The 14,876-nt window shown below is 60.6% G+C and carries 17 protein-coding genes; 11 read left to right on the top strand and 6 right to left on the bottom strand.

Annotated elements, in window-relative coordinates; translation table 11 throughout:
* The first annotated feature begins 33 nt into the window (after positions 1–33).
* On the top strand, positions 34–384 hold the full coding sequence (locus WH303_RS09925) for a hypothetical protein (RefSeq protein ID WP_339518250.1): 351 nt from the start codon (positions 34–36) through the stop codon (positions 382–384).
* A gap of 140 nt (positions 385–524) precedes the next feature.
* Positions 525–1,712: a hypothetical protein gene (locus WH303_RS09920; RefSeq protein ID WP_339518248.1), complete on the top strand. Its 1,188-nt coding sequence runs from the start codon at positions 525–527 to the stop codon at positions 1,710–1,712.
* Here WH303_RS09920 and WH303_RS09915 read toward each other — a convergent pair.
* Together WH303_RS09915 and WH303_RS09910 are read right to left on the bottom strand one after the other, a co-directional pair.
* Positions 1,650–2,126, bottom strand: coding sequence for a hypothetical protein (locus WH303_RS09915; protein ID WP_339518247.1), 477 nt, complete (start codon positions 2,124–2,126; stop codon positions 1,650–1,652). The two genes, WH303_RS09920 and WH303_RS09915, sit on opposite strands and share 63 nt — an antisense overlap.
* A gap of 192 nt (positions 2,127–2,318) precedes the next feature.
* Positions 2,319–2,660, bottom strand: coding sequence for a hypothetical protein (locus WH303_RS09910; protein WP_339518246.1), 342 nt, complete (start codon positions 2,658–2,660; stop codon positions 2,319–2,321).
* Positions 2,661–3,100: 440 nt separating this feature from the next.
* Here WH303_RS09910 and WH303_RS09905 point away from each other — a divergent pair, with 440 nt between their 5' ends.
* The 4 genes from WH303_RS09905 to WH303_RS09890 are packed head-to-tail and all read left to right on the top strand — an operon-like array spanning position 3,101 to position 5,438.
* A complete protein-coding gene (locus tag WH303_RS09905; RefSeq protein ID WP_339518468.1) occupies positions 3,101–4,003 on the top strand; it encodes a CsgG/HfaB family protein in 903 nt (300 codons plus the stop codon).
* Positions 4,004–4,005: 2 nt separating this feature from the next.
* A complete protein-coding gene (locus WH303_RS09900) occupies positions 4,006–4,344 on the top strand; it encodes a hypothetical protein (protein ID WP_339518245.1) in 339 nt (112 codons plus the stop codon).
* A 12-nt stretch (positions 4,345–4,356) separates the two neighbouring features.
* On the top strand, positions 4,357–4,791 hold the full coding sequence (locus WH303_RS09895; RefSeq protein WP_339518243.1) for a DUF4810 domain-containing protein: 435 nt from the start codon (positions 4,357–4,359) through the stop codon (positions 4,789–4,791).
* Positions 4,788–5,438, top strand: a complete 651-nt coding sequence (locus WH303_RS09890) for a DUF799 domain-containing protein (RefSeq protein ID WP_339518241.1) — start codon at positions 4,788–4,790, stop codon at positions 5,436–5,438. Before WH303_RS09895 ends, WH303_RS09890 begins: the two co-directional genes overlap by 4 nt.
* A gap of 273 nt (positions 5,439–5,711) precedes the next feature.
* Here the strand turns inward: WH303_RS09890 and WH303_RS09885 are convergent, their stop codons facing one another.
* Entirely contained in the window at positions 5,712–6,638 is a 927-nt protein-coding gene (locus WH303_RS09885; RefSeq protein ID WP_339518240.1) for a hypothetical protein, read from the bottom strand.
* A gap of 264 nt (positions 6,639–6,902) precedes the next feature.
* On the bottom strand, positions 6,903–7,421 hold the full coding sequence (locus WH303_RS09880; RefSeq protein WP_312988412.1) for a MarR family winged helix-turn-helix transcriptional regulator: 519 nt from the start codon (positions 7,419–7,421) through the stop codon (positions 6,903–6,905).
* 81 nt (positions 7,422–7,502) lie between these two features.
* On the opposite strand from WH303_RS09880, the gene WH303_RS09875 reads away from it, so the two are divergent.
* The 4 genes from WH303_RS09875 to aliA all read left to right on the top strand — a co-directional run bounded on the left by WH303_RS09875 (position 7,503) and on the right by aliA (position 11,952).
* Positions 7,503–8,267 (top strand): SDR family oxidoreductase, encoded by a 765-nt coding sequence (locus WH303_RS09875; protein ID WP_339518237.1) that lies wholly within the window; start codon positions 7,503–7,505, stop codon positions 8,265–8,267.
* Positions 8,268–8,296: 29 nt separating this feature from the next.
* The gene (gene badI, locus WH303_RS09870) at positions 8,297–9,079 is read left to right on the top strand and encodes a 2-ketocyclohexanecarboxyl-CoA hydrolase (protein ID WP_339518235.1); all 783 of its coding nucleotides are present in this window, start codon (positions 8,297–8,299) and stop codon (positions 9,077–9,079) included.
* A 24-nt stretch (positions 9,080–9,103) separates the two neighbouring features.
* A complete protein-coding gene (aliB, locus tag WH303_RS09865) occupies positions 9,104–10,255 on the top strand; it encodes a cyclohexanecarboxyl-CoA dehydrogenase (protein ID WP_339518233.1) in 1,152 nt (383 codons plus the stop codon).
* A 62-nt stretch (positions 10,256–10,317) separates the two neighbouring features.
* A complete protein-coding gene (gene aliA, locus WH303_RS09860; protein ID WP_339518232.1) occupies positions 10,318–11,952 on the top strand; it encodes a cyclohexanecarboxylate-CoA ligase in 1,635 nt (544 codons plus the stop codon).
* Here aliA and WH303_RS09855 read toward each other — a convergent pair.
* Entirely contained in the window at positions 11,949–12,446 is a 498-nt protein-coding gene (locus tag WH303_RS09855) for a DUF421 domain-containing protein (RefSeq protein WP_021027972.1), read from the bottom strand. The two genes, aliA and WH303_RS09855, sit on opposite strands and share 4 nt — an antisense overlap.
* Before the next feature lie 252 nt (positions 12,447–12,698).
* Positions 12,699–13,958, bottom strand: coding sequence for a glutamate carboxypeptidase (locus WH303_RS09850; protein ID WP_339518231.1), 1,260 nt, complete (start codon positions 13,956–13,958; stop codon positions 12,699–12,701).
* Positions 13,959–14,202: 244 nt separating this feature from the next.
* Between WH303_RS09850 and WH303_RS09845 the strand changes: the two genes are divergently transcribed.
* Positions 14,203–14,876, top strand: a 674-nt coding sequence (locus tag WH303_RS09845) for a hypothetical protein (RefSeq protein WP_339518230.1), incomplete at its 3' end; no start/stop codon positions are given.

The raw sequence follows: 14,876 nt of genomic DNA, 5'->3' as shown, positions 1-14,876 counted from the left end.
TGGATGGCATCGGGCTGCTTGCTCGCGCATGCCGTGCCCACTGCTGTCTCGTCCCGAGACATGTCGGCGGACTTCAACCTGGTGTCGCAGCACACGGCGGCAGAGAGCCAAGGGGCCTACGCAGGACGGCTGGCCAGCGCATGGGCGCAAGGGGTGGCCTTGCCCGGTCCGGACATACATGCGGCAGCCAGTACGCGAGTGCAAGACGATGAGACGGTATACCACCGCGTGCGACACAGCATGGAGGCCGTGACCGAGCAAGCGTCTGGCGTCCTGTCCAGACCCGCTCCCAAGCTGGGCGGGCTGGTGCTGGTGCTGCTGACGGTCTTTGCGCTGGTGCTGGGCTTTTTGAGCCTGCGCTGGCATCGTGAAACAGCGGAATGACCGCAGCTCTGGTGCTGACACCGTTGCTGCTGGCACCCCCACACATCCCCAAAAAACATCAGTGCGATAGAAATAAATAATAAAACGCTGGACTTGTTTACATCTAGAAACAACAATGCGTTCCAACGTTTGGAGTGACTATGAAGCTGTTGTTTCGCATCTGTTCAGTGGGCGCGGTCTGGTTTTGGGCATGCTTATGGGCACAGGGCGCGAGCGCTGCCGTGGTGGCTGCAGCGGATGTGGTGCCGGAGGCGACATTCCAATGGGGCAGCAGTGGCCCCAACCAGTGGGGGCAGGTGGGACTGACAGGCGCGGGCCTGGCGCAGGTCACTACCGATTTCCCGAACAGCGGCAATGGCTCACTGCGCCTTGACTTGCCCGTCACCTCGTCCAAGGCGGGACTGGCTTACTACCCTGCGGCGACCTTTGGCAAGCTGTCGGAGCTGACCACCGTCTCCTACCAATGGCTGGTGCACAGCACCGATGTGGTGGACCAGGCGCCCGTGCTGCGGCTGTACCTGCGCAATGCGCAAGGGGTGCATACGCAGACCCTGGTCTACACCCCGGACATCGCCGGCGTGCACGGTGTGGGACTGGGCCAATGGACCACCGCCGATATGCTCCACGGCATCGTTTGGCAAGGGCGCAGTGCGGCGCAAGGTGGCTTTGATCCCAACATCCGACGGCCATTTTCGGACTTCCAGGCCGACCCGCGCTTTGCCGACATGGTGGTCTTTGCAGTCGAGGGTGGCGCCGGCAATGGCTCCAGCGGCTTTGTGGGCGCCATCGACAATATCGAAGTGGTCGGACCACTGGCCTCGGTATCGGCCAACTTCGAAGTGGTGCCGCCCACGGCCTCCATCCAGTGCGATAAGGCGCAGCTGTTGGATTCCGAGGGACAGACTGCTAGCTGCACCCTGAGTTTGAGCCGGCCTGCAGAGACTGCGCTGACCGTGGAGCTGAGCACCTCCGGGGACACGGCGCGCTACAGTGGTTGCGCCGGTCCGCTGGAGATTGCAGTGGGCGCCAGCACGGCGAGCTGCACGGTCACGGCCACCGCCAATACCGTGAGAGGCGATGGCCAGGTCACCGTGTCGGTTGCCATCGCGCCAGCGGCCAACCCTGGCGACTACAGCTTGCTGGCGGGCACATCGGTGGCTTCCATTCAGATTGCCGATGACGACGGGGAGGCTGCTGCGCCTGTGGTTATTCCTCCTTCTGTGGCCGTTCCCGTTCCTGGGCTGTCAGAGGGAATGTTGGTGCTGTTATCGATGGGGCTGCTGGGCTGCGCTGCCTTTACCAGCCGGCGCATCACCCCTAGGACCTGAGGCATGGGGAGTGGGCCGATCTTGCGGTTTGGATAGGGGCAACCAGAGAGCCCATGTACAGGCCACCACGGTCGGCAGAAATGATGCACCCGCGAAATAGTGAAACGGGTACCACCAATACACCACCAACGCCAGGGCATACATGGCGGCTACCCCAACCAGAATACGACTCGCGATGCGCCATCCGATGTGATGCCTGGGCAGGACGATGCCCAGGCTTGACCAGAGCAAGAGATGCAGCGAATTAAGAAAGTTGTTGGCTATGGGAATCATGATGGCGTCGGCCTCGACGGGGTAGAGCATCGCATCCAGGTTGCTGATCAGCACCCATGTGGTCAGGATGTTGGCTAGAGCCAGTGCGCCGATGATGAGGCCAGCTGCTTGACCTCGGGAGGAAGGCTTTGGAAGTTTCATTCCTCCATACTAAAAATCCCCTGTGTGGCGACGTTGAGCCCAGGGTGAGGCGGGAGTGAAGTCGGCGTATTTCTTCTTTGACTGCGACCACAGGAAAATTGAGCCGGCGCATAAGAAATACGGCGCTTGAATCCAAGAGGCGCGCTGAGCAAGCGCCTTGCCATTCTGGCCACCATGCATACCCCCTGTTGCTTAACTGGACAGTACACCTCCCATGGCAAAAATCGCTATCCCTACGTACCAAGCTGCCAGAAAGCGCTTTCCTGTCGGTGTTTTTTGAGCACAGACAACGATATAAAACGGGACCAATAAGCAGAGCAGAAATTTTAAGGGCTGAGATCTGAACACAAAAATAGCCATTCCAAGCTGGGCCAGTATTGCCAAGGCAATGCCTGAAATCAGCAGGCTGTGTCCAAGTAATGGGTGCATAGGTACAGAGATTTTTGAAGTCGTCCAATAGAGAGTAGTTTGCCGCTGCAGTTCAGTGGCAGTGTTGTGCAGGTGGAACGGCTTGGCCAGAGTGTGGTTGTTCAATTCTTAAAATTTGTCAACTCCGGTCTTGCAGCGTCTTCATATTTCTATGATGCATGGCGACGGATCGGGTCTCAGCCTCCGCTGCTACACATGGGGTGACCGAGCGAATTCCAGTCCCCATCGAGCGATGGCGACTGGGCATTCACGGTTTTCTCCATGGAGTGGGATGCAGCCGCGTAGGTCATACAATTACTGCCTGTCACAAAAGCAATAAAACTTAACCTATAGTTGGGCACTCGCTCCAGGGATTTATCTTCGGCAGGACAAAGGTCTGGCATCTCTATGCGCAAGGACAGTCGTCCGGATTCTGACACCAAAGCTGATTTATGGGATTGAACGCAAAAGGAAGAGAAATGCGATTTGCATTAAAAGCGGGTACTTCAGGTGCACTAGTGGCGGTATTGCTGAGCTTGGGAGGGTGCGCCACGCAGTAAGCGCCGATCGAGACCAAGCAGGCGCCACAATCGCAGACTGAGCAAAAAGCAGCGCAAGCCAGCACCCTTGCGCAGGCAACGGCCACCCCAACGCTCAAGCGCAAGGTCGCCTTGGGACGTTTGTCCAATGAAACGGCCTATGGGCAGTCCCTGTTGCGCGACAAGGATGGAGATCCACTGGGCAAGCAGGTGACGGATCTGTTCAGCAAGGCGTTGACGGAATCGGGTGCATATCTGGTGTTTGAACGCCCAGACATCAGCAAGGTCCAGGCAGAAAGCCAGTTGGCCCAACAAAAGCTCGACCTGATTGGCGTTGATGCTCTGATTGTCGGCTCGCTTTCCGAGTTCGGGCGCAAGACGGTTGGCAGTTCTGGCTTTGCATCGGCTTCGAAAAAGCAGGTGGCATTTGCCAAGGTCGATATCCGTTTGGTGGATACGCGCACGGGCCATGTATTTTTTGCCACATCCGGTGCTGGCGAAGCATCCAATGAGGTGTCGTCCACTTTTGGTTTTGGCTCGCGGGCTGGCTATGACGGCACGCTCAATGATGCTGCCATCCGTCAGGCTGTATCCGAAGCGGTGAGCAAGCTCTCCACTGAAATGAATCGCCGCCCCTGGTCGACTGCAATTCTCAAAGTGGAAGGCGGCCGCATCTACATCAGCGGTGGCAAGAGCCAGGGGCTGCAACCGGGCATGACGCTGGCGGTGCAGACGGCTGGTGAGCAGATCAAGTCGCCGCAGACTGGTGCCATCATCACCTTGCCAGGTCAGAAGATTGCACAGCTGCGTGTGGATGCGCTGTTTGGTGACAACGAACTCAACGAAGGTGCCGTCACCAGTGTGGTCTCGGGCGATCTGGGCAAGCACCCAGCCCATTCGCTGGTCGTGTTGCATGAGGGAGGAAAGTGAAAATGATGTTCAAGGGATTGCGTGGAGCCGCGCTGGTGCTAGGTGCACTGATTGCAGGCGCAAGCCTCACCGCCTGTGTTCAGATGCCCACCGAAAAACAGGGTGTGGTGTCCCTCAAGCCACAGATCACTTTCCGTCTGGCCCATGAAAGCTTGGGCAATGCAGCCGTGGTGCTGGACGGTCTGCAGGTCGGAACGGCAGGTCAGTTCCAGGCAGGGCAAGCGGCCCTGCAAGTAGAGCCCGGAACGCATCAGCTCGTGGTGCAAGGCAGTGGCAACACGTTCATCAACGAGAAGTTCTACGTGGGTGACGGTGTGACCAAGACGTTCGACATTCGCTAAGAGTCAGTACACATGAAGTATTTCGACAAGCATGTTCAAGGGCTGCGATCCGCTGCCCGGTATGCGGCTGCGGGAGCGGCGCTCGCGTTGATGACGGGTTGCGCAACCAATCAGAATCTGTACGAGTGGGGTGGCTACGATGCAGCGCTCTACAGCACCTACAAGAGCCCAGAGACGGTGGTAGAGCTGCAAACCAAGCTGGAAACCCATATCGCTGCGATGACGCAGGCCAAGCAAAAGGTGGCACCAGGTCTGTATGCCGAGTTGGGATCGCTCTACCTGCAGGCAGGCAAGACCGATGAGGCCATCGCGCAGTACAACAAGGAGCGCGAACTCTGGCCGGAAAGCCGCACGCTGATGGATTCGATGATCAAGACGCTGGAGAGCCGCTCCAAAGCGACCCCGGCGACCAGCGACAAAAAGGCGAACGGAGAAGTCACGTCATGAAGGGTTTCATCTCTCGAATCTCCACCTTGCTGCTGATTGCAAGCAGCGCTTTGTTGGTAGGCTGCCAAACCACAGCGCCCAAGCGCGATCTGGCCGCTTATGAAGCCGCCAACCCGCGCTCGATCGTCGTCGTGCCGATCGTCAACAAGTCGCTGGATGTGGATGCACCCAACTATGTGCTGAGCGCATTGCCCGTGCCGATTGCGGAAAAAGGCTACTACGTCTTCCCGGTGAACACGACCAAGATGGTGCTGGAGCAGGAGGGCTTCTACGAGCCTGAGCGCGTGCATGAGCAACCGCCCGAGACCATCGCCAAGATGTTTGGGGCCGATGCGGTGCTGTTTGTGACCATCAACCAGTGGGATGCGCAGTACATCATTCTGTCGACGACAGTGACGGTGGACTTTGAGTACCGGCTTGTCAGTAAAACCGGTGAAGAGCTCTGGAAAAACACGCAGCGCATGCAATATTCCCCGAACAACTCCAACGGTGGCTTGATCGGGATGTTGGTCAGCGCAGCGATTGCCCGTGCCGCGCCCAACTACATGCCGCTGACAATACAGGCCAATAGCATGGCGCTGCGGACCGGGCAGAATGCACTGCTTGATGGCCCCTATCTGAAAGAAAAGCTACCGCAGCAAAAGTAAGAAAGCGCGTCAAGCGCCTTCCGTGCGCATGCTTAAAAAGGCTCGATGGTATCGAGCCTTTTTGTATTGCTCGTTATCTCCGGGCCGCAGCAACCCTGCGCTTGGACGGCGCACCGGAGTCTCCGCCATGTACTCCTTTTCGGTACCCGGAGTGGCAGTTCTCCCACCCAATTACGGTCGCCAGAAAAAAGGAGAGCTTGCGCTCTCCTGGATTCTTCCGTCTCAGTGTGCGCCGGTTGACGGGTGGTCGCTGGCGGACAATGGCGTTTTAGTCTAGGACGAGCGCTGAGCCAGTGCCTTACCGTCCTGCGACATGGTGCGCAGATGACGTTCCACGCGCAGGAAGACCACGATCATCATCAAGAACACGAACGACCACAGCAGCACGGTGAACACCAGCAGATTGCTGGGCTCGATCAGGCGCTCCAGCCAGCTGGGCTTGGCTGTTGACATCTCGCTCTCACCCGCCTTGGCGCTGAACACAATGCCATAGTTGAGCAGCAGATTCGTCACCACCATCGACGTGGTTTGCTTGTTGATTCCCTTTTGCACTTGCGGGTCGGCCAGTAGGGCTTTGAGCGCCTGTGGTGCGCCCAGCGTGAACGAGCGGCCTGCCTCATAGCCATAGCTGCTGATAATGCTGCGTGTTTGCTGCAGCAGCACCTCGCCGATGCTGGTGGGCTGGGGTTTCCAGCCTTCGCTGTCGGCCGCATCCGAGGCCGCTGCAGTGGCTGCCGCCGCCGCGTCTACCGCGTCCATCTCCTGGCTGGCCCGCTCTTTGGCCTGCATGGTTTCCACCAGCGCGGGCAGTGCCTGCACGGGTGCCAGGCCTGGCTCGTCGTTATCACGCTCCAGCTTTTTACGCTGCGCAGGGTCGCGCTCGATCGCGGCGCGCAATACCGCGTCTACCTCGGCAAAGGCCGCTACTACCGCAGGGTCGGCGGCCAGTTTGGCATCGCTCAAGGTCTGGTTGGTATCGTCATAGCCAAAGTCAGAATAGGTAATCTTCTTGAGTTCTTCTTCGCTGATTTTGAGTGCAGCCCAGTCACGGTTTTGGTGGGTTTCTTCGATGGCTCCAGAGGAGGGTTTGTGCGCAGCCCCCCAACTCCACAGCGCAAAGTTGAACAAGGTGAACAACACCAGTACCACCATCACCAGGCGCATCAGGTACAGCAGCGCACTTTCTATTTTTCCGAGCATGTATTCCATCCCTCATGGATTTTGACAACCCGCGAGTGTGGCATGTGGCTATGGCGAGATGGCAGTTATTGTTCATTGCGATGGTTACTGATTGTTGATTTATCAATCACCCAGGCAGAGCGTTATCGAATTGGGTATTGGAGTGAGGGCACTGTCAGCGGTACTGGTTATTGAAAATCAGGCTAGTGCCATGCGGTCGAGCTGTTTTGTACGGCATAGGCGGCCTCGGTGTTTGAAGCTGCGCGGGTTCGGGTATTTCGGCGCTCAGCTCTCTTCCTTACCCGCATTCTGCTGCGCATCGATCGCCTTCATGTTGTCCAGCAGCTTGAGCAGGTAGTGCAGGGTGTGCACCATGTCATTGCTCGAGAAGCCCTCCAGCGCCTGCTCGTAATAGCGGCCAATCGACTCAGCCGCATCGTGCTGCCACACCTGCTGCCCGGCTGGCGTCAATTGCACAAGGCGGGAGCGTTTGTCTGCCGGGTCGGGCACGCTGTGCACATAGCCGGCGGCCTCCATGCGTGACAGCAGGCCGGTCAGGTTCTGGCGGCTCACCAACAGGTAGCGGGCCAGGTCGCCCATGCCCATGCCCTGCGCGGATTCGGGCCGCGACAGCGCGCCCATCACCGCCCACTGTTGTGTGGTCAGGCCCTGGGCCTCGACCGCCTTGGTGCCTGTTTTATGCAACATGTTGGCGCATTGGTAGAGCTTGAAGTACAGCCGATTGGCCAGATCGGTGCGCAGCTGATTCGGGTTTTCTCTAGGTGTTTTGGCGGTTTTGCTCATGATCGGAATATTGCCATGGCACGGCATTTGTGTAAATATATTGTCTAATTAAACGATGCAATGCGCAAGAAAGGTGGAATCATGGCACGTTTTGATGGGCAACATGTTGTAGTAACAGGTGGCGGTGGCGGCATTGGCGGGGCCACCTGCAAACGCTTTGCGGGCGAAGGCGCCCGGGTGACGGTGCTCGACAAGCAGCTGGGCGCCGCGCAGGCGGTGGCCGATGCGATTGCGGCGGCCGGCGGCCTGGCGCAGGCGCTGGCCTGCGACATCACCGACCGGGCGAGTGTCGATGCCGCCGTGCAGCAGGCCGAGCAATGGGCTGCGATTGATGTGCTCGTCAACAACGCTGGCTGGGATGTGTTCAAGCCCTTCACCAAGACCAACGAACTGGAATGGCAGCAGCTGATTGCCATCAACCTGGTAGGCGCCTTGCACATGCACCATGCGGTGCTGCCGCGCATGGCAGAGCGCAAGGCGGGGCGCATCGTCAATATCGCGTCTGACGCGGCGCGCGTGGGCTCCTCGGGCGAGGCGGTGTATGCCGCCTGCAAGGGCGGGCTGGTGGCGCTGTCCAAAACCCTGGCACGCGAGCATGCCCGTCACAACATCACCGTGAACGTGGTCTGCCCCGGCCCCACCGATACCGCCTTGTTCGCCAGCTACAAGGAGGGCGCGGGCAACCCCGACAAGCTGCTCGAGGCCTTTACCCGCGCGATCCCGCTGGGCCGCATCGGCCAGCCCGAGGACTTGCCCGGCGCCATCCTGTTCTTTGCCTCCGCCGATGCCGCTTATGTGACCGGCCAGGTCATCAGCGTATCGGGCGGCCTGACGATGGCCGGCTGAAGGCCCCCAAAAATCACAAGGAGACTGACATGGAATTCGAAGACATCCTCTACGACGTGCGCAACCATGTGGCCTGGATCACCATCAACCGGCCCGAGAAGATGAATGCCTTTCGCGGCACCACCTGCGACGAGCTGATCCGCGCGCTGAACAAGGCGGGCTATGACAAAAGCGTGGGTTGCATCGTGCTGGCCGGCGCGGGCGACAAGGCTTTTTGTACCGGTGGCGACCAGTCGGCCCACGATGGCAACTACGATGGCCGTGGCACCATCGGCCTGCCGATGGAAGAGCTGCACGACGCCATCCGCAATGTGCCCAAGCCCGTAATCGCTCGCGTCCAGGGCTATGCGATTGGCGGCGGCAATGTGCTGTGCACCATCTGTGATCTGACGATCTGCTCGGACAAGGCCGTCTTTGGCCAGGTGGGCCCCAAGATGGGTTCGGTGGACCCGGGCTATGGCACGGCGTTCCTGGCGCGCGTGGTGGGCGAGAAAAAGGCGCGCGAGATCTGGTACCTGAACAAGCGCTACTCGGGCGAAGAGGCGGTCGCCATGGGCCTGGCCAATCTCTGCGTGGCGCCAGAGCAGCTCGATGCCACCGTGCAGGAATGGGCCGAGACCATCTGCGAGCGCAGCCCCACCGCGATTGCGATTGCCAAGCGCAGCTTCAACATGGACACCGCGCACCAGGCGGGCATTGCCGGCATGGGCATGTATGCGCTCAAGCTGTATTACGACACCGATGAGTCGCGCGAAGGCGTGGCGGCGCTCAAGGAGAAGCGCAAGCCCGATTTCCGCAAACACGCCAAGTAACGCAGCCTGCCGCAAGAGGTGCCCATGAATCCGTACCTGAACGATGACTTGATGACCCTGGCGGCATCGGTGCGCCGGTTTGCTGATGCGCGCGTGGCGCCGGGCTTTCTGGAGCGCGACCGGACCCGCGTGCTGGACCGTGCGCTGATGCGCGAGATGGGCGCCATGGGCCTGATTGCCCCTGAGCTGCCCGAGCAGCTGGGCGGCCAGGGCCTGGGCTGCCTGGCCGCTGGCGTGGTGCATGAGGAGCTGGCACGCGCCGATCTGAGCATGTCCTATGTGCCGCTGCTGGCATCGCTCAATGCGCAGATCCTGGCCGCCCATGGCCAGCCGGAGGTGACTGGGCCCTGGTTGCAAAAAATGGTGGCAGGCGAGGCGCTGTGCGCGATTGCGCTGACCGAGCCCCGGGGCGGCTCGGACGCGGCCAACCTGCGTCTGCGCGTTGAGCGCGATGCAGAAGGCTACGTGATCAACGGCGAGAAGACCTCGATCTCTGCCGCAGACCAGTGCGATATCGCCGTGGTATTTGGCCGCACCGGCACGGTGGAATCGGGCGCGCATGGCGTGACGGCGTTGCTGGTGCCCATGGATGCACCTGGCATCACGCGCAGACGCTTTGATTGCCATGGCCAGCGCGCCATTGGCCGAGGCTCGCTGTTCTTTGACAACGTGCGTGTACCGCTCTCGCACCGCCTGGGTGATGAGAACCAGGGCTTTGTGCAGGTGATGCAGGGCTTTGACTATTCGCGCGCGCTGATCGGCCTGCAGGTGCTGGCCGTGGCGCGTGCGGCGCTCGACGATGCCTGGCAGTACGTCACCCAGCGCCAGGCCTTTGGCAAGCCCCTGTCGGCGTTTCAGGGGGTGTCGCACCCGCTGGCGGATTTGGATACGCAGGTCAGCGCCGCGCGCCTTTTGTGCCTGCAGGCGCTGTGGCTCAAGGACCAGGGCAAGCCCCACAGCGCCGAGGCGGCCATGTGCAAATGGTGGGCCCCCAAGCTGGCCTATGACTGCATCCACCAGTGCCTCCTGATGTTGGGCCATGGCGGCTACGACCGGGGCGTGATGGAGCAGCGCCTGCGCGATGTGCTGGGCTTTCAGATCGGTGATGGCACGGCCCAGATCATGAAGACCATCATTGCCCGCGACCGGGCGGGCAGGCAGGCCGTGCCGGCATAGCCTCGTGATTCGCTCCCAAGCGCAGCCAACAAGCGCGGAGCCCCAACCCACAGGAGACAAGCATGCAATTTGATGCCGTATTGCTGGCGCCGCGCCGTGCGCAAATGCGCAGCCAGGGCTGGTGGCGCGACACCACCATCAACGATGCGCTGGACCAGGCCGCGCAGCTGTGGCCCGACCGGCTCGCGCTAGTGGCGCAGCGCAGGGGCGAGGGCGCTGCGCAGTCCTTCAACTACGTGCAGCTGGCGCACATGGCCGACCGGGTGGCCATTGGTTTGTGGCAGCTGGGTGTGCGGCCTGCCGATGTGGTGGCCTGCCAGTTGCCCAATGTCTGGCAGTTCACGGTGCTGTACCTGGCATGCGCGCGCATCGGCGCGGTGCTCAACCCCTTGATGCCCATCTTTCGGGAGCGTGAGCTGCTGTTCATGCTGGGCCACGGGGAGGCCAAGCTGATTGTGGTGCTCAAGGATTTTCGCAACCTGAACTACGAGGCGATGCTCAAAGGCATTCAGCCGCAGTTACCGCAGCTTCAGCACGTGGTCGCCATCGGTGGTGCCGGCGCGGACAGTTTTGAGGCGTTGCTGACCCAGCCCGCCTGGGAGCGCGATGCCGATGCCGCGCAGATCCTGGGGCGCCACCGGGCCCCGCCCGATGCCATCACCCAGCTCATCTACACCAGTGGCACCACAGGCGAGCCCAAGGGCGTGATGCACTCCTCCAATACCTTGATGGCCAATATCCACGCCTATGCCGAGCGCCTGGCGCTGGGGCGTGACGATGTGGTGCTGATGGCATCGCCCATGGCGCACCAGACCGGCTTCATGTATGGGCTGATGATGCCGGTGATGCTGGGTGCCACGGCGGTGCTGCTGGACGTATGGAACGCTGCTACAGCCGCCCAGCTGATCCGGCAATGGCGCTGTACGTTCACGATGGCATCGACGCCGTTTCTGGCCGATCTGTCACGCGAAGTGGCTGCCAGCGGGGCGGTGCCCAGCCTGCGCACATTCTTGTGTGCCGGTGCGCCCATCCCCGGCCCCTTGGTGGAGCAGGCGCAAGCCGCCTTGGGCGCGCAGATCATCTCGGCCTGGGGCATGTCGGAGAATGGCGCCGTCACCACCACCTTGCCCGGCGATGGCGCGCTGCGCGCGGTGGAGACCGATGGCCTGCCCTTGCCCGGCGCCGAGGTCAAGGTGCTGGACGACCTGGGCCAGGAGCGTCCACGCGGCGAGATCGGCCAGTTGTGGGTGCGGGCCAATTCCAACTTTGGTGGTTATCTGAAACGCCCGCATCTCAATGCCACTACTGCTGATGGCTGGTTCGACACCGGCGACCAGGCGCGCATGGATGCGCGGGGCTATATCCGCATCACCGGCCGCAGCAAGGATGTGATCATCCGCGGCGGTGAGAATATTCCGGTGGTGGAGGTGGAGGCACTGCTCTACAAGCACCCGGCCGTAGCACAGGCTGCGATGGTGGCCTATGCGGACGAGCGCCTGGGCGAGCGGGCTTGCGCGGTGATTGTGCCCAAGCCTGGCGCAGTCGAGCCGGCGCTGGCTGACCTGACCGACTTCTTGCGGACGCAGAAGCTGGCGCCCCACTACCTGCCCGAACGCCTGGTGGTGTTGCCAGAAATGCCGGCCACGCCGTCGGGCAAGATCCAGAAGTTCAAACTGCGCGAACAGCTCAAGGCCTAGACTGCATCCGACGCTCCCGAGGAGCTGTCGCGGTTGCGCAGCACAATCGTTATCTGCCCATTGGTCTCAATCGTCGCCTGCTCCACCTCGTAGGTGTGCAGGCAGCCTGCGCCGCGCAGCGCCGCTTTCAGGTCATCGCTGGTGATGAGCTCGGCATCCATCACCTGGCGGTTGACCTGGCCGTTGGAGATCAAGCGCTTGGGGATCCCATCAACCCAGCGCGACACCCGCCTGCTGCGGTAGCTCAGTTGCGCGACGATGGAGTGGCAGGCGATCAGGGTCGTGGCCGATATCAGCCCGCCGATCAGCGAGTTGTCGCCCGCGTTCATCGAGTTCTGCACCGCGTTCGACAGGATCAGCAGCAAGATCAGATCGAAAGGATCGTATTGGCCAATCTGGCGCCGGCCCGTGAGCCGCAAAAACACCAGCAGGAACGCGTAAACGACAAAGCCGCGAACCACAAACTCCCACCACGGAACACTCATAGAGAACATGGCATGACTCCTCTGAAGCTCGGGGCGGGCAGCGCCTGCATGCATGCCGAGGCTGCCCGCTGACTTGGCAATGATAGTCCGCAGTGGCTGCCTGGCACGCTGTTACCGCGTACGCGGGCAGGCACCGGCGGCGTCGTCTTTTTTCGCCAGTGCTGGCGCTGCATCCAAAGGGTGGTTGCTCGCAATGGATGCCACAAATAAAAAGGCGCCAGTGTTGGCTGGCGCCTGGAGAGCAGAGGCGGGCTGGGCTGCTTAGATGCCCTGGCCCAGATCGGAGATCAGCTGTGCCGACAGGTAGAGGCGCCGTGCGATGGGCTCGGTCAGCACATACTCGGCCAGGTTGGAGTGGTAGTTGGCGCCAGGCAGGCCCAGGCCTTCAATGACTGGCTTGCCCGACAGCGCGGCATAGGCGGCATCCGATCCACCACCACCGCGCGTGGTGTACATCTCGGATTTGCCACCCACATCGGCATAGATGGTGATGGCCTTCTGGATCAGCTTGACGCCATCGTCGGTGGCGTTGAACGCGGGGCGGCCCCGGGTCAGGTTGATGTCGATGGTGGCCCCATGCACATGCGGCAGCGATGCGGCCTTGTCCAGCATGCCCTTCATCAGATCCAGATCTTCATTCTTGCCATAGCGCACATCGGCGTTGACCACGGCCTTGTCCGGGATGATGTTGGTGGCGCTGCCGCCAGCGGTCATCGTGGTCCAGTTGAAGCCGCGTTCCTTGGCCTTGTCCTGGATGTCCTGCGTGCGCAGCACCAGGGCCGAGGCCTCGGTCAGCGCATTGATGCCCGCCTCGGGCGCCACGCCTGCATGCGATGCCTTGCCATGCACCACCGCCTGCACATAGGCAATGCCCGAGGTGGCGGTGCCAAAGCCTTCTTCCAGGCCCGAAGGCTCGTAGGACAGCACATAATCATGCGACGCTGCCAACTGCTGGATCAGATCGCGCGAGCCGAAGGAGCCTTTTTCTTCATCGGTGTTGAACATCACCGTGATGGTCTTGAACTTGCTGAAGTTCTGCGCCTTCAGTAAACCCAGGCTGTGCAGAATCACGGCGATGCCGCCCTTGGCATCGGCAATGCCTGCGCCATAGGCCTTGTCGCCCTCCACCTTGAAGGGGGCCGTGGCCAGAATGCCCCGGGTGTAGACGGTGTCCATGTGCGCCATCAGCAGCAGGCTCTTGGTGCCGCTGCCCTGGAAGCTGCCGACAATGTTGTCGCCCACGACACCCGCTTCCGCCTTGTGGCGCACCACATTGGCGCCCAGCGCCTGCAGGCGCGCTTCCAGGTAGTTGCCCATCTGCGGAATGCCGATGGCGTCATTGGTACCCGTCTCGATATTGACCAGTTCCTGCAGCGTCTGCAGCACTGCTGCTTTCTCGGCCTGCGAAGCCTGGTCGAGCGTGGCGTTGTAGCGCAGCGAGGATGCGCTGCTGTCGGAGCAGCCCGATACGGACAGGGAAAGGGCCGCAGCAGCGGCAACGGCCAACAAGGTTTTTTTCATAGTAATCATTGGGTGGGGGCTGAGCCTCTTGAAAGCGTCACGGAATTGTCATGTGACGGATGCAAGCATAAGAACGGGACCCCACCCAGGCGGTCACTGCTGGGACAGATGTGCAGTCATCCTCAGGTTTCGTTAAGGTTTGCTCGGTCTTGATGACCTGATCACCACAGACCTTGAGCAGTGGGTAAAGTCTGACGAAGATCAGCACCGCAGCTGACTGGCGCCGACGCACACTCCGAATGGCATGGATGCGCTTGATGCAGGGTATGCGTCCCTTCATGTTTCGTTAACCGCGTGCGGAGTCTTTAGCCAACTCGGTTTAATTCAAACTTTCATCACTGATAATTTTCGTCATCGCTTATTTAACGTAACCACCATGGTCTCGACCCAGCTATACGGATTGCTTCAGGAACGGGGAATCGATCCAACTGCCCAACCAGTCACCTTAATGAGGCACAAGACCGGGAAGTATCCCTTGCAAAAATTTCTGGGAACTCGGGCTTTGACCTTGTACCAAGCCATGCAGCTTAGGCCACATAAACAAGGCGGCCTCATCATTGGCTTTTATGGGCACCAGCCGGGGCAGGGCGTGCTGTTGGGTCTGTGGCGGATCACCGATGTGATGCCGGGGCAGGAGGCTTTTGACAGAGGACTGTTAAAAGAAAGTTTGGAGCCTTTTGAGGAGCAGACAGGTGGCTTCTACCATGAGCTTGAGGAGCTTGAACAGTTGGCTGACTTGCGAATGAAGTTGGAGATCACCTGGACAGGCAAAGAAGTGGGCTGGCGACGGGTCCTTCAGAAAGCCAATAACTACCCCGTCCGTCTACGGCCAGAACCTGCAGTCCGAGGGTGTGCAGAATTTTGTGTAAACGGCCAATTCACTGCAGGCGACAGCCTGCTTGTCCGTAAACACAATGA

The organism is Comamonas sp. MYb69 (genome assembly GCF_037479315.1).
In the GTDB taxonomy this organism is placed as follows: domain Bacteria; phylum Pseudomonadota; class Gammaproteobacteria; order Burkholderiales; family Burkholderiaceae_C; genus Comamonas.
Note: the sequence above shows the minus strand (reverse complement) of the source record. Positions and strands in the feature narration are given on the sequence as shown.